The sequence below is a fragment of the Streptomyces sp. NPDC006925 genome, assembly GCF_042869575.1.
GTDB lineage: Bacteria > Actinomycetota > Actinomycetes > Streptomycetales > Streptomycetaceae > Streptomyces.
The window spans coordinates 158,714-178,666 of sequence record NZ_JBIAGB010000010.1 but is presented as its reverse complement, the minus strand read 5'-3'; the positions used below and the strand labels follow the sequence as shown (position 1 = coordinate 178,666).

At 71.2% G+C, this 19,953-nt stretch carries 14 protein-coding genes, 1 tRNA gene and 1 pseudogene; 4 read left to right on the top strand and 12 right to left on the bottom strand.

Going from position 1 to position 19,953, the window contains the following annotated elements; genetic code table 11:
* Window positions 1-56: 56 nt before the first annotated feature.
* From ACFYNS_RS16470 to dnaA, 12 genes are all read right to left on the bottom strand, one after another.
* Window positions 57-2,039 (bottom strand): VWA domain-containing protein, encoded by a 1,983-nt coding sequence (locus ACFYNS_RS16470; RefSeq protein ID WP_388603413.1) that lies wholly within the window; start codon window positions 2,037-2,039, stop codon window positions 57-59.
* A gap of 280 nt (window positions 2,040-2,319) precedes the next feature.
* The gene (locus ACFYNS_RS16465) at window positions 2,320-2,454 is read right to left on the bottom strand and encodes a DLW-39 family protein (protein WP_019356762.1); all 135 of its coding nucleotides are present in this window, start codon (window positions 2,452-2,454) and stop codon (window positions 2,320-2,322) included.
* Window positions 2,455-2,557: 103 nt separating this feature from the next.
* On the bottom strand, window positions 2,558-3,799 hold the full coding sequence (locus ACFYNS_RS16460) for a YihY/virulence factor BrkB family protein (protein WP_360289831.1): 1,242 nt from the start codon (window positions 3,797-3,799) through the stop codon (window positions 2,558-2,560).
* Window positions 3,800-4,062: 263 nt separating this feature from the next.
* A tRNA-Ile gene (locus ACFYNS_RS16455) sits at window positions 4,063-4,136 on the bottom strand.
* Window positions 4,137-4,217: 81 nt separating this feature from the next.
* Complete coding sequence (locus ACFYNS_RS16450; RefSeq protein WP_360289833.1) at window positions 4,218-4,805, bottom strand: DUF3566 domain-containing protein; 588 nt, start codon at window positions 4,803-4,805, stop codon at window positions 4,218-4,220.
* A gap of 18 nt (window positions 4,806-4,823) precedes the next feature.
* Window positions 4,824-7,436 carry a DNA gyrase subunit A gene (gene gyrA / locus ACFYNS_RS16445; protein ID WP_360289835.1) on the bottom strand — a complete coding sequence of 871 codons (2,613 nt, stop codon included), beginning with the start codon at window positions 7,434-7,436 and terminating at the stop codon, window positions 4,824-4,826.
* A 67-nt stretch (window positions 7,437-7,503) separates the two neighbouring features.
* Window positions 7,504-9,609 carry a DNA topoisomerase (ATP-hydrolyzing) subunit B gene (gene gyrB, locus ACFYNS_RS16440; protein ID WP_360289836.1) on the bottom strand — a complete coding sequence of 702 codons (2,106 nt, stop codon included), beginning with the start codon at window positions 9,607-9,609 and terminating at the stop codon, window positions 7,504-7,506.
* Window positions 9,610-9,871: 262 nt separating this feature from the next.
* Window positions 9,872-10,459, bottom strand: coding sequence for a DUF721 domain-containing protein (locus tag ACFYNS_RS16435; protein WP_388603409.1), 588 nt, complete (start codon window positions 10,457-10,459; stop codon window positions 9,872-9,874).
* A complete protein-coding gene (recF, locus tag ACFYNS_RS16430) occupies window positions 10,456-11,571 on the bottom strand; it encodes a DNA replication/repair protein RecF (protein WP_360289838.1) in 1,116 nt (371 codons plus the stop codon). Before recF ends, ACFYNS_RS16435 begins: the two co-directional genes overlap by 4 nt.
* Before the next feature lie 9 nt (window positions 11,572-11,580).
* The gene (gene gnd / locus ACFYNS_RS16425) at window positions 11,581-12,519 is read right to left on the bottom strand and encodes a phosphogluconate dehydrogenase (NAD(+)-dependent, decarboxylating) (protein WP_360289840.1); all 939 of its coding nucleotides are present in this window, start codon (window positions 12,517-12,519) and stop codon (window positions 11,581-11,583) included.
* 365 nt (window positions 12,520-12,884) lie between these two features.
* Window positions 12,885-14,015 (bottom strand): DNA polymerase III subunit beta, encoded by a 1,131-nt coding sequence (gene dnaN, locus ACFYNS_RS16420; protein ID WP_360289842.1) that lies wholly within the window; start codon window positions 14,013-14,015, stop codon window positions 12,885-12,887.
* Between the two features lie 1,317 nt (window positions 14,016-15,332).
* Window positions 15,333-17,417, bottom strand: a complete 2,085-nt coding sequence (dnaA, locus tag ACFYNS_RS16415; RefSeq protein ID WP_388603405.1) for a chromosomal replication initiator protein DnaA — start codon at window positions 17,415-17,417, stop codon at window positions 15,333-15,335.
* A 464-nt stretch (window positions 17,418-17,881) separates the two neighbouring features.
* Between dnaA and rpmH the strand changes: the two genes are divergently transcribed.
* The 4 genes and pseudogenes from rpmH (at window position 17,882) to yidC (ending at window position 19,950) form a co-directional block, all read left to right on the top strand.
* Window positions 17,882-18,019, top strand: coding sequence for a 50S ribosomal protein L34 (gene rpmH / locus ACFYNS_RS16410; protein WP_016906158.1), 138 nt, complete (start codon window positions 17,882-17,884; stop codon window positions 18,017-18,019).
* 24 nt (window positions 18,020-18,043) lie between these two features.
* A pseudogene (gene rnpA / locus ACFYNS_RS16405) lies at window positions 18,044-18,400 on the top strand (ribonuclease P protein component); the annotation flags it as partial.
* A gap of 71 nt (window positions 18,401-18,471) precedes the next feature.
* Window positions 18,472-18,762: a membrane protein insertion efficiency factor YidD gene (gene yidD, locus ACFYNS_RS16400; RefSeq protein ID WP_019356751.1), complete on the top strand. Its 291-nt coding sequence runs from the start codon at window positions 18,472-18,474 to the stop codon at window positions 18,760-18,762.
* Window positions 18,763-18,765: 3 nt separating this feature from the next.
* Complete coding sequence (gene yidC, locus ACFYNS_RS16395; protein WP_360289848.1) at window positions 18,766-19,950, top strand: membrane protein insertase YidC; 1,185 nt, start codon at window positions 18,766-18,768, stop codon at window positions 19,948-19,950.
* Window positions 19,951-19,953 lie beyond the last annotated feature (3 nt).

The window sequence follows — 19,953 nt, the reverse complement described above, 5'->3', positions numbered from 1 at the left end:
CCCGTATCCGCCGCGCCCGTCACACACATCACTCCCGTCACACACGTCGTGCCCCGTCACCACGTTCCACCCCTCGTCGCCGTCGCGCTCCGAACCCTGGCACGGCGCCGCAGCGCGTACCCCGCCCCGCCCGCCGCCAGCAGCACGGCCGCGGCGCCACCCGCGGCCGCGACCGCCGGATGCGGTCCTCCCGCCGTGTGCCGCACGTTGCCGGACGTCCCGCTCCCGGCGGATGTGTCGCCGCTGTGCCCGTCCGCCGCTCCCTCGGCACCGGCGTACGGAGCGTCGTGCTCGGGGCCCTGCTTTTGGCGGCCCTTGACGTCGACGCGCAGGACCACCCGGACCGCGGCGTGCGCGGCGATGCGGTCGGCCCCGGCGCCCAGCGTGACCGCGACGTAGTAGTCGCCGGCGCGCCGCACCGGGCGTACGGAGGCGGCGGGCTCCGTACGGTTCCGCCACGAGACCGGCACGGTACCGTGCGACACCTTCACCGGCTCGCCCCGGTACGGGCGGCGGGTGGTGAACTCCGTGCCGCCCGGGATCGGGAGCCGTCCCGGCGCGTACAGCTCCGTCCACACGGACGAGGAAGGGGCGCCGCCGCTCCGCGGGCGCGCCGGCTCGTTGGCGAACTCGACGTCGTAGCGCAGCTGCTGGTTCCAGCCCACCGGAACCCGGTACCAGCGGGTCTGGGCCGGGACCAGAGTGTCCCGCCACACGCCGGCGCGCAGCTTCTTCGCGTCGTTGAAGCCGGTGCCGCCCTCGACGTCCCGGGGCGCACCCGTCGGCAGGGCCGCGTCCTCGCCTCCGGGCCCGTATCCGGTCTCGGCGCGGGCGGGCGCTGCCCCGCCGGGCAGCGCCCGCTCGGTGCCCAGCCGCAGTTCCACGGGCCAGCGCGCCCGGTCTGAGTCGTCGGCGGTGGCGCGGGTCAGCTCGAAGGTGAAGCGTCCGGGCCGGTCGCAGGAGCGGACACCGTCCCCGTCGGGGATCCGGCTGACGGTCGCGGTGAGCGGGACACCGCCCTCGTCCTGTACGAACCAGGAGCGGTCGTTGCCGCACCGGCTGCCGTCGGAGCTGCGCATCGTCAGCTCCAGAGCGTCCGCGGTGCCGACGCGGGCGCCGGGCGCGGGCACTCCGGTGGCGGAGAGGTCCACGGCCCGCGCCGCGGAGCCGGCGCCGAGCTCGGTGCTGTACCAGCGGGTCTCCCCGGGCCCGATGGTGTCCAGATACTGGCCGGGGGCACGCAGCGCCGGGGCGTCGGCCGAGGAGCGCGCCCCGGTGACCCGCCTGCCCTCGAACCGGTAGCCGGCCGCCGACTGCCGCCCGGCGCGCTCCAGTTCGCGGGCCAGGTCCTCGGCCTCCGGCGCGTCGTAGTACTTCCCGTGCCCGGCCTCGGCGATGCACTCCAGTTGCTTGCGTGCCTCGCCGCGCACCTGGAAACCGATGGCGTCGATCCGCAGGTCCAGGCCGTCCCTGGAGAGCTCCTCGGCGACCTCGCACGGCTCCGGGTCCCCGCAGGTGTCCTCGCCGTCGGAGACCAGCACGATCGTGCGGCGGCCCAGGGTGTTCCGCGGCGGGTCGGGCAGGTCCGCGGCGGCCTTCCGGAGCGCCGGGCCGATCGGGGTCTCGCCCTTGGGCCGGACCGCGGAGACGGCCTTCTTGAGCCCCGCCCGGTCCAGTGGGCGGACCGGTTCGACGAGCCGGGTGTCGGTGCAGCTCGCGGCCCGGTCGGCGCCGTAGACCCGCAGCCCGGTGGGGTAGCCGTCGGGGAGGCTGTCGACGAGGGTGCCCACCGCGTCCCGGGCGGACTCCATCCGGGTCCCGCCGGAGCCGGTCCGCCGGGCCATGGAGCCCGAGGAGTCCAGCACGATCTCCAGCGCCTGGGTGCCACTCTCCGCGGCGCTCCGGGCGGCCGGGGCGGCCGGGGCGGCCGGGGCCGCGGCGGCGGGTGCCGCCGTCGGCCCGGCGAGAAGGGCGAGCAGTACCCCTCCCGACACCCCTCGCGGCAGCCCTCCGGTCCGGCGCCTCCACGCAGTGCGCATGCTCTTCTCCCCCTCGGCCCGTGCGGACCCCGGTAGCTTTGCCCAGCACGGTATTGCTTTGCATAAGCAAGCAACAAGAGGAGGGCTGTCACGGTACAGCAACAGCGGAGACGCCCTGAAGGCCGCCGCACACCCCGGCACCGCCCTCCACAAGAGCCCTGTTCCAGCCGCTCCTTACCGGATCGACCGGCGGGAGAGCCGACCCCGCGGGGCGCTCCGCACATGACGGAGGCCCCGGCCGCAGTCGGCGGCCAGGGCCTCTCGTTGCTGTTCGCTGGGGCTACACGCCGGAACCTGCAGGCACGGAGTCGGTCGCCTCCGTCCACAGATCCTGCTCGGCGCGATCCGCCTGGATCTGGCGGTACACGAGGAGACCGCCGATGGCGGCCAGTGCGACCAGGAAAAGCTTCTTCACCGCGCTACCTCGTCCTTCTTAGACATTGGGACCTCTTAGGCGGCCGATGATACCCAACCACCTCTTCCGAGAGCCTGGTCGGCCCGCCCGCCCGGACACGCACTCAGACAGTCCGGGCGCGCTTCTTCCGCACGACGGCGGAGCGCTCCGCCAGCTGGATCCGCCGCTCGGCGCCCGGCACCCCGGCCGCCAGCTGCCTGCCGCGCTCCCGCTCGGCGTTGAACTCGGCACCGAGCACGACAGCGAGATTGGTCAGCCACAGCCACACCAGGAAGACCACGACCCCGCCGAGCGTTCCGTACGTCTCGTTGTACGACCCGAAGTTCGCCGCGTAGAACGCGAAGCCGCCCGAGGCGACCAGCCAGACCCCCAGCGCCAGCACGGCCCCCGGCAGCACCGAGGAGGGCCCGGGCAGCCGCACGTTGGGCGCGGCGTAGTACAGCCCGGCGATGATCGCCACGACGACCAGCACCAGCACCGGCCACTTGGCCCACTCCCAGGCGGTCACCGCCGCGTGCCCGACGCCCAGCGCCCTCCCGGCCGACTCCGCCACCGGACCGCTGACCACCAACCCGACCAGCACCACCGCCAGGAGCAGCACCGCGGCGGCGGTCACCAGCAGCTGCACCGGGCGCAGCGTGCGGAAGGGCCGGCCCTCCTGCACCTCGTAGATGACGTTCGAGGCCCGGACGAAGGCGCCGACGTACCCCGACGCGGTCCACAGCGCGCCCAGGACTCCGACGACCAGCAGCACCGACGGGGCGCCGGAGCCGGACGCCATGGACTCGATCGGCTTCTTGAACGTCTCGGCGGCGGACGCCGGACCGACCGTGTCGACCAGGTCGTTCAGGGTCTCGACGATCTTCTCGCGGCTCATCACCAGACTGACCAGCGAGACCAGCGCGATCAGTGCGGGGAAGACCGACAGCACGGCGTAATAGGTGAGCGCCGCGGCCACGTCGGTGAGGCCGTCCTCCTTGAACTCGGCCGCGGTCCGCTTGAGCGTCTGGCCGAGCGTTGCGCTGCGCGGATGCGGCGGCCCGGTGGGCAGCCGCCCGGCCGCGGCCTCCGCACCCGCGGAGGCCGCCTCCCGGTCGGGCTCGGGCTCGGTCTCGGGCTCGGGCTCGGGGCTGCTTGCGGAGCCGTTGCCGGGCTCGGAGCCGCGCGGGGGGCCGTCGCCGGGCTCAGGGCCCCCTGCGGGGCCGTCGTCGGGCTCGGCGCCCTCGTCGGGCCGGGAGTCACGTCCGAGCCCGGATCCGGCCCCACGCCCCGTCTCCGCTTCGGGTCCGGGCGCAGGCTCGGGCCGATCGGGCTCCGGTTCGGGTTCCGGGTCGGATCCGGTCATCGCAGCGCTCCGCTCGCCAGGAGGCGCCCAGCGGCGCCGACAGCAGGACGGGGCTACCGGTACCAGAACAGGGACGGCACCAAACGTCCGGAGCGTGCGGTCCGGCTCATGCGCCGTCCGCACGATCCCGGCGGGAGCCGGCGAACAGGGGACCGGGGAGGGGCGGGGAGCGCCGACCGGACCGGGAGCGCCGGGGCGCCGAGACGGAGCCGAAAAGCGGAAGGCCCGGCGCCTCTTCCGAGGGGCCGGGCCTTCCGTCGCTGTGCGGCTACCAGGACTTGAACCTGGGGCCTCTTCCTTATCAGGGAAGCGCTCTAACCGTCTGAGCTATAGCCGCGCGCTGCACAGAAAGGTTAGCGCACTTCAGCCGTGGTCCCAAATCGGTTCCCGGGCAGCCGGAGCGGGACCGCGGCGGGTCCTACTCGTCCTCCGCCAGGGTCAGCTCGACACCACCGACGAAGCCCGCCGAGAGGTTGTAGACGAACGCCGCCAGCGTGGCCAGCGCGGTGGCCAGCACGACGTTGATCACGGCGATCAGGGAGGTGAAGAGCAGGACGCGGGGCAGCGAGAGGAACGTCTCCAGGTCGAAGCCGCTGCTGCCCTCGGCGCTGGTGGCCTCGCTGACGGTGCCGCCGATGCTGGAGAAGACGCCCATCGCGTCCATCACCATCCACAGCACCGCGATCGCGACGATCGTGCAGACTCCCAGCGCCACCGCCAGCAGGAAGCTGACCTTCATCACCGACCACGGGTCGGCCTTGGCCACCCGCAGCCGGGCCTTGCGCGTCCGCGGCACCGTGCGCGCCCCGGTACGGGGCTTGCGCACGGTGTCGGAGCCCCCGGACCGGCCGGAGTGCTCCGGCCGGTCCGACGGGCCGGCCCGGCCCGGGTCCGGAGACGGATACGCCTGCGGCGGCCGGTGCGGCTGCTGCTCGGGTTGCGGCTTGGCCGGGGACGGGGGCTTTGCCTGCGGCTGCGCCTTCGGCTGCGGCTGAGCACCACTCACGCCCTGCTCCTAGTTGTCCTAGTCGTCATCCGGGTCGGGCGCGTCCTGCTGCTCCCCCTCGTCGGGGGTACCCGCCGCGGCCTCCACTTCCTCGGCCTCGCGACCGGCCTCGGCGTTGCGTGCGACGCCGACCACCGCGTCCTTCTTGCCCAGGTTGATCAGTTGAACGCCCATGGTGTCACGGCCGGTCTCCCTCACCTCGTTGACCCGCGTGCGGATCACCCCGCCGCCGAGCGTGATGGCGAGGATCTCGTCCGTCTCCTCGACCACCAGCGCGCCGACCAGCGATCCCCGGTCCTCCACGATCTTGGCGGCCTTGATGCCGAGCCCGCCGCGGCCCTGGACCCGGTAGTCGTCCACATTCGTCCGCTTCGCGTACCCGCCGTCGGTCGCCGTGAAGACGAACGTACCCGCCCGCACGACATTCATCGAGAGGAGTTCGTCGTCCTCGCGGAAACTCATCCCCTTGACACCGGAGGTGGCCCGGCCCATGGGGCGCAGCGCCTCGTCGGTCGCGGTGAAGCGGATCGACTGCGCCTTCCTGCTCACCAGCAGCAGATCGTCCTCGGACGAGACCAGTTCGGCGCCGATCAGCTCGTCGTCGCGGCCGTCCTCCATCTCGCGGAGGTTGATCGCGATGACGCCGCCCGAGCGGGGCGAGTCGTAGTCCTTGAGGGGGGTCTTCTTGACCAGCCCCGACTTGGTGGCCAGCACCAGGTAGGGAGTGGCGTCGTAGTCCCGGATGGCGAGGATCTCGGCGATCTGCTCGTCGGGCTGGAAGGCCAGCAGATTGGCCACGTGCTGGCCGCGCGCCTCCCGGCCGGCGTCCGGCAGTTCGTACGCCTTGGCCCGGTAGACGCGGCCCTTGTTGGTGAAGAACAACACCCAGTGGTGGGTGGTCGAGACGAAGAAGTGGTCGACGATGTCGTCCTCCTTCAGCTTCGTCCCGCGCACCCCCTTCCCGCCGCGCTTCTGCGCCCGGTAGTCGTCGGTCTTGGTGCGCTTGACGTAGCCGCCACGGGTGATCGTGACGACGATGTCCTCCTCGGCGATCAGGTCCTCGATGGACATGTCGCCCTCGAAGGGGATCAGCTTGGTGCGCCGGTCGTCGCCGTACTTCTCGACGATCTGGCCCATCTCCTGGCCGATGATCTGCCGCTGCCGCTCGGGCGAGGCAAGGATCGCGTTGTACTCGTCGATCTTGAGCTGGAGTTCGTCGTGCTCGGCGGTGATCTTCTGCCGCTCCAGCGCGGCCAGCCGGCGGAGCTGCATCTCCAGGATCGCGTTGGCCTGGATCTCGTCGATGTCCAGCAGGCCCATCAGGCCCCCGCGGGCCTCCTCGACGGTCTGGCTGCGCCGGATCAGGGCGATGACCTCGTCGATCGCGTCCAGCGCCTTGAGCAGACCGCGCAGGATGTGGGCGCGCTCCTCGGCCTTGCGCAGCCGGAAGCGGGTGCGGCGCACGATGACGTCGATCTGGTGCGCGACCCAGTGCCGGATGAAGGCGTCCAGCGACAGGGTGCGCGGCACGCCCTCGACCAGCGCCAGCATGTTCGCACCGAAGTTGGTCTGCAGATCGGTGTGCTTGTAGAGGTTGTTGAGGACTACCTTGGCGACGGCGTCCCGCTTCAGGACGATGACCAGACGCTGCCCGGTCCGCGACGAGGTCTCGTCGCGGACGTCGGCGATCCCGCCGATCCGGCCGTCCTTGACCAGGTCGGCGATCTTCAGCGCGAGGTTGTCCGGGTTGACCTGGTAGGGCAGCTCCGTGACGACCAGGCACTGGCGGCCCTGGATCTCCTCGACCTCCACCACGGCCCGCATGGTGATCGAGCCGCGCCCGGTGCGGTACGCCTCCTCGATCCCCTTGCGGCCCACCACCAGGGCGCCGCTGGGGAAGTCCGGGCCCTTGATCCGCTCGATGAGGGCTTCCAGCAGCTCCTCGTTGGACGCCTCGGGGTGGTCGAGGAACCACTGGGCGCCCGCGGCCACCTCCCGCAGATTGTGCGGCGGAATGTTGGTCGCCATCCCGACGGCGATCCCGGCGGAGCCGTTGATCAGCAGGTTGGGGAAACGCGCCGGCAGGACCGTCGGCTCCTGGTTGCGGCCGTCGTAGTTGTCCTGGAAGTCGACGGTCTCCTCGTCGATGTCCCGGAGCATCTCCATGGCCAGCGGCGCCATCTTGCACTCGGTGTACCGCATGGCGGCGGCCGGGTCGTTGCCCGGCGAGCCGAAGTTGCCGTTGGAGTCGACCAGCGGCATCCGCATCGACCAGGGCTGCGCCAGCCGCACCAGCGCGTCGTAGATCGAGGTGTCACCGTGCGGGTGATAGGTGCCCATGACGTCGCCGACGACGCGGGCGCACTTGTAGTAGCCCTTCTCGGGGCGGTACCCGCCGTCGTACATCGCGTACAGCACGCGCCGGTGCACCGGCTTGAGGCCGTCGCGGATGTCGGGCAGCGCGCGGCTCACGATCACGCTCATCGCGTAGTCGAGGTAGGAGCGCTGCATCTCCGTCTCGAGGCTGACGGGCTCGACGCGGGCACCCGCCTCGGTGTCCACCAGCGCGCTGTCGGGCGCGGGGGCGTTCTCGGGCGTCGGCTCGGGTGTGGTGGGGGTCTCGTCGGCCATGGTGAAAGATCAAGTCCTTGTCTGTGTGCGGCGCTTCGGGTCCCGGCGCGGCGGCCAGGGGCCGACGTCAGATGTCGAGGAAGCGGACGTCCTTGGCGTTGCGCTGGATGAACGAGCGGCGGGCTTCGACGTCCTCCCCCATGAGGATGGAGAACAGGTCGTCGGCCGCGGCCGCGTCGTCCAGCGTCACCTGGCGCAGGACGCGGTGCTCGATGTCCATGGTGGTGACACGCAGCTCGTCCGCGTTCATCTCGCCCAGGCCCTTGAAGCGCTGCACCGAGTCGTCCTTGATGCGCTTGCCCTGCTCGCGGCCGAGCTGGATGAGGCTGTCGCGCTCCGGGTCGGAGTACGCGTACTGGTACTCGTCCCGACTCCACTTGATCTTGTAGAGCGGCGGCTGGGACAGGAAGACGTGCCCGGCCTCCACCAGCGGCCGCATGAAGCGGAAGAGCAGCGTCAGCAGCAGCGTGTTGATGTGCTGGCCGTCGACGTCGGCGTCCGCCATCAGAATGATCTTGTGGTAGCGGAGCTTCTCGATGTCGAAGTCCTCGTGCACACCCGTGCCGAACGCCGAGATCAGCGCCTGCACCTCGGCGTTCTGCAGGACCTTGTCGATCCGCGCCTTCTCCACGTTCAGGATCTTGCCGCGGATCGGCAGGATGGCCTGGTACTCCGGGTCGCGACCCGACTTGGCCGAACCGCCCGCCGAGTCGCCCTCCACGATGAAGATCTCGCACTTGACCGGGTCGTTGGACTGGCAGTCCGAGAGCTTGCCCGGCAGCGACGCCGTCTCCAGCAGCCCCTTGCGCCGGGTCAGGTCCCGCGCCTTGCGTGCCGCGACCCGTGCCGTGGCCGCCTGGATGCCCTTGCGGATGATGTCCGCGGCCTCGTTCGGGTTCCGGTCCAGCCAGTCGGTCAGATACTCGTGGACGATCTTCTGGACGAAGGTCTTGGCCTCGGTGTTGCCCAGCTTCGTCTTCGTCTGGCCCTCGAACTGCGGCTCGCCCAGCTTGACCGAGATGATCGCGGTCAGACCCTCGCGGATGTCCTCGCCGGTGAGGTTGTCGTCCTTCTCGCGCAGCAGCCTGCGATCCCGCGCGTAGCGGTTGATCAACCCGGTCAGCGCGGCCCGGAAGCCCTCCTCGTGGGTGCCGCCCTCGTGGGTGTGGATGGTGTTCGCGAAGGAGTACACCCCCTCGCTGTACTGGCTGTTCCACTGCATCGCGATCTCGACCGAGAGCATCCGCTCCGCGTCCTCGACCTCGAAGTCGATCACGGTGTCGTGGACCAGTTCGCCCTTGCGCGAGTTCAGGTAGCGGACGAAGTCCGCGATACCGCCCTCGTAGTGGTACCGGACCGCGTTGGGCCGGCCCTCCTCGTCGACGTGGCCCTCGCGCTCGTCGGTCAGCGAGATGGTCAGCCCCTTGTTGAGGAACGCCATCTCCTGGAACCGCCGCGAGAGCGTCTCGAAGGAGTAGTCCGTCGTCTCGAAGATGTCCCCGTCGGCCCAGAAGGTGACCACGGTGCCGGTCTCGTCCGTGGCCTCGTTCTGCGACAGCGGGGCCGTCGGCGCGCCCAGCTTGTAGTCCTGCGTCCAGCGGTAGCCGTCGGTCCTGACCTCCACGGCGACCTTGGTGGACAGCGCGTTCACCACGGAGACGCCCACACCGTGCAGACCGCCGGAGACCGCGTAGCCGCCGCCGCCGAACTTGCCGCCCGCGTGCAGCACCGTCAGCACGACCTCGACGGCCGGCTTCCCCTCGGAGGGGATGATGCCCACCGGGATACCGCGCCCGTTGTCGGTCACCCGCACCCCGCCGTCGGCGAGCAGCGCCACGTCGATGGTGTCCGCGTGCCCGGCGAGCGCCTCGTCGACCGAGTTGTCGACCACCTCGTACACCAGGTGATGAAGGCCACGCTCACCGGTCGACCCGATGTACATACCGGGGCGCTTGCGGACCGCGTCCAGCCCCTCCAGGACGGTGATCGCGCTCGCGTCGTACGACGGCCCCTCGGCGCCGGACGACGCCGCAGAAGTGCCGCCGCCCGCGGGGTCCGGACCGGCGCCCTCGCCGTGGTTCGGGGGTTTCTCCGCGGACTGCGGCGGAGTCGTGTTGTCGTTCTCGTTGAGATCGCCGGAATCGGCCACGAAGCGCCCTTTCTGGCACAGCACAGGCCGTCTCCTAGGCAAGGCGGAGCGGCTGCGTCGTTCGACATGTCCCGCAACGGTGCGGTAGTCCCCCAGTGTACCGGTGGCCGCAACGTGAATGGGGGTTTGCCGGTGCCTGAGTCCACATGTGGCGCCCTGAACTGGCGTCCATCGACTCCCCATATCTGGACCGGGGGGCCAGGAGCCTCACAGTGGCACTGAGCGCTTCGATCCGTATCCGGCTGTTCCAGTCCGTACACACACCGCGATCTGGCCGCTCACGAGCTCACCCGTACGTGTCGCCCGGACCCCTGCTGCCGGGCGCCCGCAGCGGTCCGTACCCCTTGCGCGGAGCCTCCGGACCCCGCACTTTGATCATCCGCACGGTGCCCTGACCGAGGTCCTCGTTCAGCCGCGCCACCAGCCGCGGCGCCAGCAGCCGCAGCTGCGTCGCCCAGGCCGTCGAGTCGCAGCGCACCAGAAGCGTGCGCTCCTCCTCGTCGTACCGCTGCGGCTCGCAGTGCTGCGCCACCTCCTGCCCCACCAGTTGCGGCCAGCGCCCCATCACCCCGCCGACCGCCGCCGGGGTCTCCCAGCCGCGCTCCGCGATCAGCCTGCTGACGGCGGCACCCAACGGCAGCGGATCCCGCCCGTCGCGCCGCGCGCCCGACCGCAGCCCGCCGCCCCGGCGGGCCTGCCGGCGCTGCTGCGCCTCGGCACCCCGCGCCCGCGCCTGCTCCTTGGCCGCACGCAGCGCGACCCGCGCCAGATCCACCCCGCTCGGCGCGGGCGGCGTACCGCCGCCCGGCTCGCCCCGTTCGCCCGTACCGCCCTGCTCGGGGGACCGGCCCGCCGCCTCCGGCTGCTCGCTCACAGCGGCGCCACCTCCCCGTCGGCCACCGCGAACCGGGCGCCCGACAGCACGCCCGGCACATCCTCCGGCACGGCCGCGGTCACCAACACCTGCTCGGCCGGGGCCACCAGCTCCGCCAGCCGGGCCCGGCGCCTGCTGTCCAGCTCGGCGAAGACGTCGTCCAGCACCAGCACCGGCTCATGCCCCTCGCTCTTGAGCAGCTCGTAGGCGGCCAGCCGCAGCGCCAGCGCATACGACCAGGACTCCCCGTGACTGGCGTACCCCTTCGCCGGCAACTCGCCCAGCCGCAGCAGCACATCGTCGCGGTGCGGGCCCACCAGCGTCACCCCGCGCTCGATCTCCTGCTTGCGCGCCTCGCCCAGCGCCGCCACCAGACCCGCGTACAGCTCCTCCCGGGACGCGCCCGTCACCGGCCCCCGGTACGCCAGCGCCACCGGTCCGCCGCCCGGCGCCAGCCGCTCGTACGCCTTGTCGGCCAGCGGCCCCAGCACCGCCAGCAGATCCAGCCGCTGCGCCAGCAACTCCGCGCCGACCCGCGCCAGATGCTGGTCCCACACGTCCAGCGTGGACAGATCCACCCCGCGTCCGCCGTGCCGCCGGGCCATGGCGGCCGACTTCAGCAGGCTGTTGCGCTGCTTGAGCACCCGCTCGTAGTCCGACCGCACCCCCGCCATCCGCGGCGCGCGGGCCGTCACCAGCTCGTCCACGAAGCGGCGGCGCTCGCCCGGGTCGCCCTTGACCAGCGTCAGGTCCTCCGGCGCGAACAGCACCGTGCGCAGGATGCCCAGCACATCCCGGGGCCGCACCTGCGACGAGCGGTTGATCCGCGCCCGGTTGGCCCGGCCCGGATTCAGCTCCAGCTCGATCCGCTGCTCGCGTTCGTCCTGCCGCACCACGGCACGGACCACGGCGCGCTCGGCGCCCTGCCGCACCAGCGGCGCGTCCGCCGAGACCCGGTGGCTGCCCAGCGTGGCGAGATAGCCGACGGCCTCCACCAGATTCGTCTTGCCCTGGCCGTTCGGCCCGAGGAACGCCGTCACACCCGGTGCCAGCGGCACCTCGGCCCGGGTGTACGAGCGGAAGTCGGCGAGCGAGAGATGCGTGACGTGCATCGGCCGGCGTCAGCCTCCCGCGGGCGGCGTGACGTCGGCACCCGGTGCGTCCGCGCCCTTCTCACCGGCCTTGTCCGCGGCCGTGACCGCGTGCCCGCCGAACTGGTTGCGCAGCGCGGCGATCATCTTCATCTGCGGGGAGTCCTCCTGCCGGGAGGAGAACCGCGCGAACAGCGACGCGGTGATCGCCGGCAGCGGCACCGCCTTGTCGATCGCGGCCTCCACCGTCCAGCGGCCCTCGCCGGAGTCGGCCGCGTAGCCGCGCAGCGCGTTCAGGTGCTCGTCGCTGTCCAGCGCCTTGACGGCCAGATCCAGCAGCCAGGAGCGGATGACGGTGCCCTCCTGCCAGGAGCGGAAGACCTCGCGCACGTCGGTGACCGAGTCCGCGGCCTCCAGCAGCTCCCAGCCCTCCGCGAAGGACTGCATCATCGCGTACTCGATGCCGTTGTGGACCATCTTCGCGAAGTGGCCCGCGCCGACCTTCCCCGCGTGCACCGAGCCGAACCGGCCCGCGGGCTTGAGCGCGTCGAAGACCGGCTGCACCTTCGCCACGTCCTCGTCGGAGCCGCCGTACATCAGCGCGTAGCCGTTCTCCAGGCCCCACACTCCGCCGGAGACGCCGCAGTCGACGAACCCGATCTGTCGGGCCCGCAGCTCCTCGGCGTGCTTCTCGTCGTCGGTCCAGCGCGAGTTGCCGCCGTCCACCACCAGGTCACCGGGCGAGAGCAGCTCGGCGAGCTGGTCGACGGTCGACTGGGTCGCCGCGCCCGCCGGCACCATCACCCACACGACGCGGGGTGCGCTGAGCGAGCCCACCAGCTCCTCGATGCTGTCCACGTCGGAGATGTCCGGATTCCGGTCGTACCCGATGACCGTGTGGCCCCCGCGGCGGATGCGCTCGCGCATGTTCCCGCCCATCTTCCCGAGACCGACCAGACCGAGCTCCATCACTGCCCCTTAGCTGAGTTTCCGCAGTTTCGTACGCATTCGACCCTACGCCTTGCCGCACCCCTGTTCGGCGCGGCGGTACGGCCGCCCGGGGCGCGGCGCACGCGCGGGCTCCCTGGCGCGTACGCCGCGCCGGAGCCCGAGTCCGGGGCCGCATGCTGCCGGGTCGCCTCGGCCGCACGGCACGGACGGCGCAGCCGTCGGTCACCGACACCCGTCGTCTCGCTCCCCGTGCCCGGCCCTCGGTCCGGTGCGCGCCGGCTGCCGCGGGTCCGCCCTCGGCCTCCGGTCCGGGTCCGGCCGAGCCGGCCCCGGCAGGCCGCTTCCGGCTGCCGCCGCGGGGCGCCACCTCGGGCGGTGTCCCCTCAGCCGGAGAGACGGACCGGCATGATCAGGTACTTGTACGCCTCGTCCGCCTCGGCGTCCTTGGCCGGTCGGCCGCTCAGCAGGGCGGGCTTGGTCGAGGTCGTGAACGACAGCTGGGCCACCGGCGAGTCGATGGCGCTCAGCCCCTCCAGCAGGAAGCCGGGGTTGAAGGCGATCGAGATGTCGTCGCCGTCCAGCTCCGCGTCGACCCGCTCCACAGCCTGTGCATCGTCGCTGGAACCGGCCTCCAGGGTGAGCACGCCCTGCTCGAAGCTCAGCCGCACCGGGGTGTTCCGCTCGGCGACGAGCGCCACGCGCTTGACGGCCTCCACGAACGGTGCCGTCTCGATCACCGCGACGGAGTTGAACTCCGTCGGGAAGAGCGTGCGGTACTTGGGCAGATCGCCCTCCAGCAGCCGGGTCGTCGTCCGCCGCCCGGCGCCCTCGAAACCGATCAGGCCCTCACCGGAGCCGGAGCCGGAGAGCGCCAGCGTGACGCTGTCGCCCCCGTTCAGCGACTTCGCCGTGTCCAGCAGCGTCTTGGCGGGCACCAGGGCCACCGCCGAGGCGTCCGGCGTCTCGGGCTTCCACAGGAACTCGCGCACCGCGAAGCGGTACCGGTCGGTGGAGGCCAGCGTGACGGTGTCGCCCTCGATCTCGATGCGCACACCGGTGAGCACCGGCAGGGTGTCGTCCCGTCCGGCGGCGATGGCGACCTGCTGGGCCGCCGCGGCGAAGACCTCGCCGGGGACGGTGCCGGTCGCGGACGGCATCTCGGGCAGCGCCGGGTACTCCTCCACAGGGAGTGTGTGCAGGGTGAACCGTGACGAGCCGCAGACGACGGTCGCCCGTACACCGTCTGTGGAGATCTCCACGGGGCGGTTGGGCAGGGCGCGGCAGATGTCGGCCAGCAGCCGGCCGGAGACCAGCACCGTGCCGTCCTCCTCGACCTCCGCCTCGACCGAGACCCGTGCCGAGACCTCGTAGTCGAAGCCGGAGAGGCTCAGCGTGCCGTCGTCCGCCTTCAACAGCAGGCCCGCGAGCACGGGCACCGGCGGGCGGGCGGGGAGGCTCTTGGCCGTCCAGGCCACCGCCTCCGCGAGCACATCGCGTTCAACCCGGATCTTCACGTTCAGCCGCCTCCTGCTGCTGCCTCTGCTCGTGCTTTGCCGGGCACCAGTCTGACGTACCCGACTGACAGCGGGCGCGGGTGCGGGTCAAGTCGGTGCGGTGCGGTCCGGAGCGCGCGGCGCCGAGTTGTGCACAGCCCCCACTTCGAAGCGAATCCCGGGCTCTCTCTGTGTGGTCGTAGTAGTAGGGCTTGTGGAAACGGTGGAAAAGCACGTTTCCGCAGCTCAGCCCGGAAATTTTGTCCACCGCGCCTGTGGGCGGACCGGTGGAGGAAGCGGGGCTCGCTGTGGATGACGAAAAGTTCTGCACACCCCGCCCACAGGGTGGGGCGGTTTCCCCACAGCTCCGCCCACAGCTTTCCCCGGCTTTCCCACAGCCCAAACCCAGCCCTGGATGTGACGGCTTTCACTCGGACCGGTGAGCGGGCGCGTTGAGTTGCCGAACAGTGGACAGTTCTGTGGAGAAGAGGCCGATCACTGGGGATAAGACGCCGCATCCTGTGGGCGGCCGGTGGACAACCCGCGGGCCTCGTCCCCGGGCCGCAGCGCCCTCCACATCATGTGGACAGCGCGCGCCCACAAGTCCACAGCCGAGTGACCTCGGCAAACCACTTCCACGACAGGGTGGTTGTGGACGGCCTTGGGACAACAAGCAGAGTCCCCAGGGTGTGGAAGCGGTAAACCGCTCCTTGCTGTGGATTCCGGCACCTCGCACGCCACGATTCGAACAGCGAGCAGCCTTCGAAGAGTTGTCCCCAGCTGTGGGCCGGCCGCGTAGTGGATCGCGCGAGTCGTTCGCGGTGCGCGTGGGACGTCCGTGAGTCGTGCGTGGGACGTCCGTGAGTCGTGCGTGGGAGGCCCCGGGACGTCGCTCGCGGGATATGAGTCGTTCCTCGCCCTGCTTCGGAGAGCGCGGGGGCCGGGTCGGGGCCGGGTCAGACGGCTGGGGCGGTCGTGGCGGGCCGTCGGCGCCGCGCCGGGTGGTGGGGAGCCGGATTGACCGCTACTGCGGCGGCCGCCGTTGTCGTCCGCCGGGTGCCGTTCGCCAGCGGCCGCCCGGCGCGGCCGCTGCTGGCGGCTGGAGCCCTGCGCGTCTGCTGGGGGCATACGGGCCGGAGGCATCCGGGTCAGGGCGCATCCGGGTCAGGGGGCACGTGGCGCTGTCGGGCGGCGCCCTGACGGGTGCGGGGCATGCCTCGGGCCGGGTTCCGGAGCCGGCCCGCCGCCGCGGGCCGGGAGTCCCGCTGTCGGCGCCGCGGGGGCAGGGCAGGGGACGGCCCGCCACGGCGCCGCGGCGGGGCCTCTGCCAGTCCCCCGTCAGCCGTTCTTGATGCGGTTGGTCAGCTCCGTGACCTGGTTGTAGATGGAGCGCCGCTCGGCCATCAGCGCGCGGATCTTGCGATCGGCGTGCATCACCGTGGTGTGGTCGCGACCGCCGAACTGTCCACCGATCTTCGGCAGCGACAGGTCGGTCAGCTCCCGGCACAGATACATCGCGATCTGCCGTGCCGTGACCAGCACCCGGCTGCGCGAGGAGCCGCACAGGTCGTCCACCGTCAGCCCGAAGTAGTCCGCCGTCGCGGCCATGATGGCGGGCGCGGTGATCTCCGGGGTCGCGTCCTCGCCACCGGGGATCAGGTCCTTCAGCACGATCTCGGTCAGCCCGAGGTCGACCGGCTGCCGGTTGAGGCTGGCGAAGGCCGTCACCCGGATCAGGGCGCCCTCCAGCTCCCGGATGTTGCGCGAGATGCGCGACGCGATGAACTCCAGCACCTCGGGCGGCGCGTTCAGCTGCTCCTGTACCGCCTTCTTGCGGAGGATCGCGATCCGCGTCTCCAGCTCGGGGGGCTGGACGTCGGTGATCAGGCCCCACTCGAAGCGGTTGCGCAGCCGGTCCTCGAGCGTCTCCAGCGCCTTGGGCGGCCGGTCGCTGGAGAGCACGATCTGCTTGTTGGCGTTGTGCAGGGTGTTGAAGGTGTGGAAGAACTCCTCCTGCGTCGACTCCTTGTCCGCCAGGAACTGGACGTCGTCGACGAGCAGGATGTCCATGTCGCGGTAGCGCTTGCGGAAGGCGTCGGCCTTGCCGTCCCGGATGGAGTTGATGAACTCGTTGGTGAACTCCTCCGAGCTGACGTAGCGCACCCGCGTGCCCGGGTAGAGGCTGCGCGCGTAGTGGCCGATCGCGTGCAGCAGGTGCGTCTTGCCGAGCCCGGACTCGCCGTAGATGAACAGCGGGTTGTACGCCTTGGCCGGTGCCTCGGCCACGGCGACGGCTGCCGCGTGCGCGAACCGATTCGAGGCGCCGATCACGAAGGTGTCGAAGAGGTACTTCGGATTCAGCCGCGCCGTCGGCTCCCCAGGGCCGGTGGCGGGCGCGGGTTGCGCGGCCAGCGGCCCTGGTGCTCCGCTGGGCGCCGGCAGCTGTGCGGGGCTGTCGTAGTGCGGCGCGGGGGGCCGGCCCTGGGGCGGCACCTGGGGGCGGGGGCGCTGCTGGTGCTGCGGCTCGTACGTCTCGAACGACTGCTGGTCGTAGCCCTGGTTCCGATGCCCGGCCTGGCCGCCCTGGTAGCCAGGACCGCGCTCGTAGCTCTGGCCGCCGCGCTCGTAGCCCTGCGCGGAGTCGTAGCCGGTGCTCTGCTGCTCGTACGACTGCTGGTCGTAGGACTGCTGCTGGTGTTCGTAGCCCTGCTGCGGGTCGTAGGGCCGGTGCTGCTGCGGGTGGTACGGCTCGCGCGGCTGCTGCCAGGACGCGGGGGCGGCGGCGGGCGAGCCGGGGCCGGTGGAGGGGATGGCGCTGCGCGCGTAGTCCGAGGGGTACGCGGAGCGGGCGCCGGGGACGTCCCGGCCGTCGTACTGGTCGTACTGCTCGTAGCGGTCGTCGGGGTACCGCTCGTCGGGGTAGCGCTCCTGGCCGTACCGCTCCTGCTGCGCATGGGCCTGCCCCTGCCCCTGCCCCTGCCCCTGCCCCTGCCCCTGCCCCTGCCCCTGCCCCTGCCCCTGCCCCTGCTGCTGGGGTGCCTGCTGGGGTGCCTGCTGGGGCGCCTGCGGCTGCTGTGCCTGGGGAGGCGAGGTCTGCTGCTCCGGGGGCGGTGTGGGCGAGGGAATGGCGGGAGCGGGCGGGGCGGCCTCGGGTGCCGGGCCCGTCACCGTGATCGCCAACCGGATGGGCTGCTGGCACTCGCGGCCGAGAGCTTCGGTGATCAGCGGGGCGAGCCGGCCCTCCAGCACCCCTTTCGCATACTCGTTCGGTACGCCGAGCAGCGCCGTACCGGAGACCAGGACGAGCGGCTGGCAGTCCTGCAGCCAGCGCTGGTCCTTCGCCTCGACGCCCTGCCCCTCGCGCAGGAGCTGCTCCAGCACCCGTGGCCACACTGCGGCAAGATCGGCAGGTAGGTCAGCCACGGGGCACGCTCTCTCACTCGCTGGGTGACGGGTCACTCGGTGGGTGACGGTCGTCCGGTGACCGACCCGGTCCCACGAATGCATGTTTCTCGGGACGGTCGGGAAGGAAAGGAAGTTCGGCCACGGTAGTCACGCGGACCTGCCCCGTTCAAGTCGTTGTCCACAGGCTGTGCACGACTGCAGTAGTCGAGTCGCCACCGGGCGGCCGTCGGGCGGGTCGCCGGGCCCCGCCGGGCCCGGTTTGACCGGGTGGTGCGGGCACGCGTACCGTAACCAGGTCGAGTGTCGACGGCTGCTGCCGCCTGCCTCCGATGGGCAAGATCAAACGGGATTCCCGGTGGATCATGAAGCGGTGCACACTCGGGCGTTGCGAGCTACTCGTGGGCGCACGGTGACAGCCGGTCGACTCCCCGCACCCAGTCCTGCGGCGAGCGTGGGACACCAAGCATCTCTGGAGCCCCCGAGTGAGCAAGCGCACCTTCCAGCCGAACAACCGTCGCCGCGCGAAGACCCACGGCTTCCGGCTGCGCATGCGGACCCGCGCCGGCCGCGCGATCGTCGCGAACCGCCGCAGCAAGGGTCGCGCGCGCCTGTCGGCCTGAGCAGCCTGACCACAGGTCCATGACGTGCTGCCTACCGAGAACCGGCTGAGGCGGCGCGAGGACTTCGCGGCCGCGGTACGCCGAGGACGCAGGGCCGGTCGCCCGCTTCTCGTCGTCCATCTACGCAGTCGAACGGACCCGCACGCGCCGGGGGGAGAGGTCCCCCCGCCGCGTGCGGGTTTCGTCGTGAGCAAGGCCGTCGGCAACGCGGTGATCCGTAACCGTGTGAAGCGGCGGCTGCGGCATCTGCTGCGGGACCGGCTGTCCCTGCTGCCCCCCGGTAGCCTGGTTGTCGTACGGGCGCAACCCGGTGCGGCGGACGCGGACCACGTGGAACTGGCCCGCGATCTGGATGCCGCGCTGCGGAAGCTGCTCAACGGGCCCCCTCACCGCTCTGCCGCCTCGGGGGACAGCCCCCGGAATCCCGGACGCGAACCGGGAGGGAGAGCTCAGTGAAGTACCCGCTGCTGTGGTTGATCAAGCTGTACCAGTGGACCATCAGTCCGATGCTCGGTCCGGTGTGCCGGTACTACCCGTCGTGCTCCCACTACGGGTACACGGCCATCGCCCGTCATGGCGCCGTCAAGGGAACGGGCCTGACGGCTTGGCGCATCCTGCGCTGCAATCCGTGGTCGCCCGGTGGCGTCGACCATGTCCCCGCCCGGAAGCACCCGGTATGGCACCAGCGGATCCGCTCCCGCTGGCAGCAGCACCGGACCCAGTCCAACGCCCAAGGAGCCTGATTCGTGGACACGATCCTGAGTCCTCTCTACAAAGCCGTCTCCTGGATCATCGTCCAGTTCCATTCGCTGTTCAGCCTGGTCTTCGACCCGGACGGCGGCTGGGCCTGGGGTCTGTCCATCTTCTTCCTGGTGGTGCTGATCCGGATCTGCCTGATCCCGCTCTTCGTCAAGCAGATCAAGTCGACGCGGAACATGCAGGCGCTCCAGCCGAAGATGAAGGCGATCCAGGAGCGCTACAAGAGTGACAAGCAGCGCCAGAGCGAAGAGATGATGAAGCTCTACAAGGAGACGGGCACCAATCCGCTCTCCAGCTGCCTGCCGATCCTCGCGCAGTCGCCGTTCTTCATCGCCCTCTTCCGGGTGCTCCAGCACATCGCCGACAACAAGCCGGTGGGCGTCCTCAGCATCGATCAGGTCAACAGCGCCCGGAACGCCCAGATCTTCGGCGCCCCGATCGCCGCCAAGTTCATGGACAGCGCCGAGAAGGTGGGCCAGCTCGGCGCCAGCCTCACCGACGTGCGTGTCGTCACGGTCATCATGATCGTCCTGATGTCGGCGTCGCAGTTCTACACGCAGCGCCAGCTGATGACCAAGAACGTCGACCTGACGGTGAAGACGCCGTTCATGCAGCAGCAGAAGATGCTGATGTACGTCTTCCCCATCATGTTCGCCGTCTTCGGTATCAACTTCCCCGTCGGTGTCCTCATCTACTGGCTGACCACCAACGTGTGGACGATGGGCCAGCAGATGTTCGTGATCAAGCGCAACCCGACCCCCGGCTCCCGCGCCTTCAACGAGCGCCAGGAGAAGCTGCGCGCCCAGGGCAAGCTCAAGGAGGACCCCAAGGAGGTCGAGGCGCGCGAGGCCGCCGAGGCCGCCCGGGTCCGGCGGCAGCAGCCGAAGCGGCAGAGCAAGTCGCAGCGCCAGGGCGCGGTCGCCACGAGCACGGACAAGGACGAGTCCACCTCGGCCGCCACGTCCATGCAGAAGACCGGACCGAAGACGAACGAGAAGCAGTCCGGCCAGTCCGGCCAGCAGAAGACCGGCCAGCAGAAGACCGGCCAGCAGAAGTCCGGCCAGAAGCAGGGCGGCGGGTCGAAGGCGGCAGGCCAGCAGCAGAAGTCGGGCCAGAAGAAGTCCGGCCAGCGCAAGGGCCCGCAGCGCCCCAAGCACCCCTCCAAGAAGTGAGCA

What these genes read in the sequence shown, in the direction of transcription:
- ACFYNS_RS16460 (WP_360289831.1), bottom strand. Translation starts at nt 3,799, where the DNA reads ATGACCGGATCCGACCCGGAACCCGAACCGGAGCCCGATCGGCCCGAG.
- ACFYNS_RS16470 (WP_388603413.1), bottom strand. Translation starts at nt 2,039, where the DNA reads ATGCGCACTGCGTGGAGGCGCCGGACCGGAGGGCTGCCGCGAGGGGTG.
- gyrA (WP_360289835.1), bottom strand. Translation starts at nt 7,436, where the DNA reads ATGGCCGACGAGACCCCCACCACACCCGAGCCGACGCCCGAGAACGCC.
- recF (WP_360289838.1), bottom strand. Translation starts at nt 11,571, where the DNA reads ATGCACGTCACGCATCTCTCGCTCGCCGACTTCCGCTCGTACACCCGG.
- gnd (WP_360289840.1), bottom strand. Translation starts at nt 12,519, where the DNA reads ATGGAGCTCGGTCTGGTCGGTCTCGGGAAGATGGGCGGGAACATGCGC.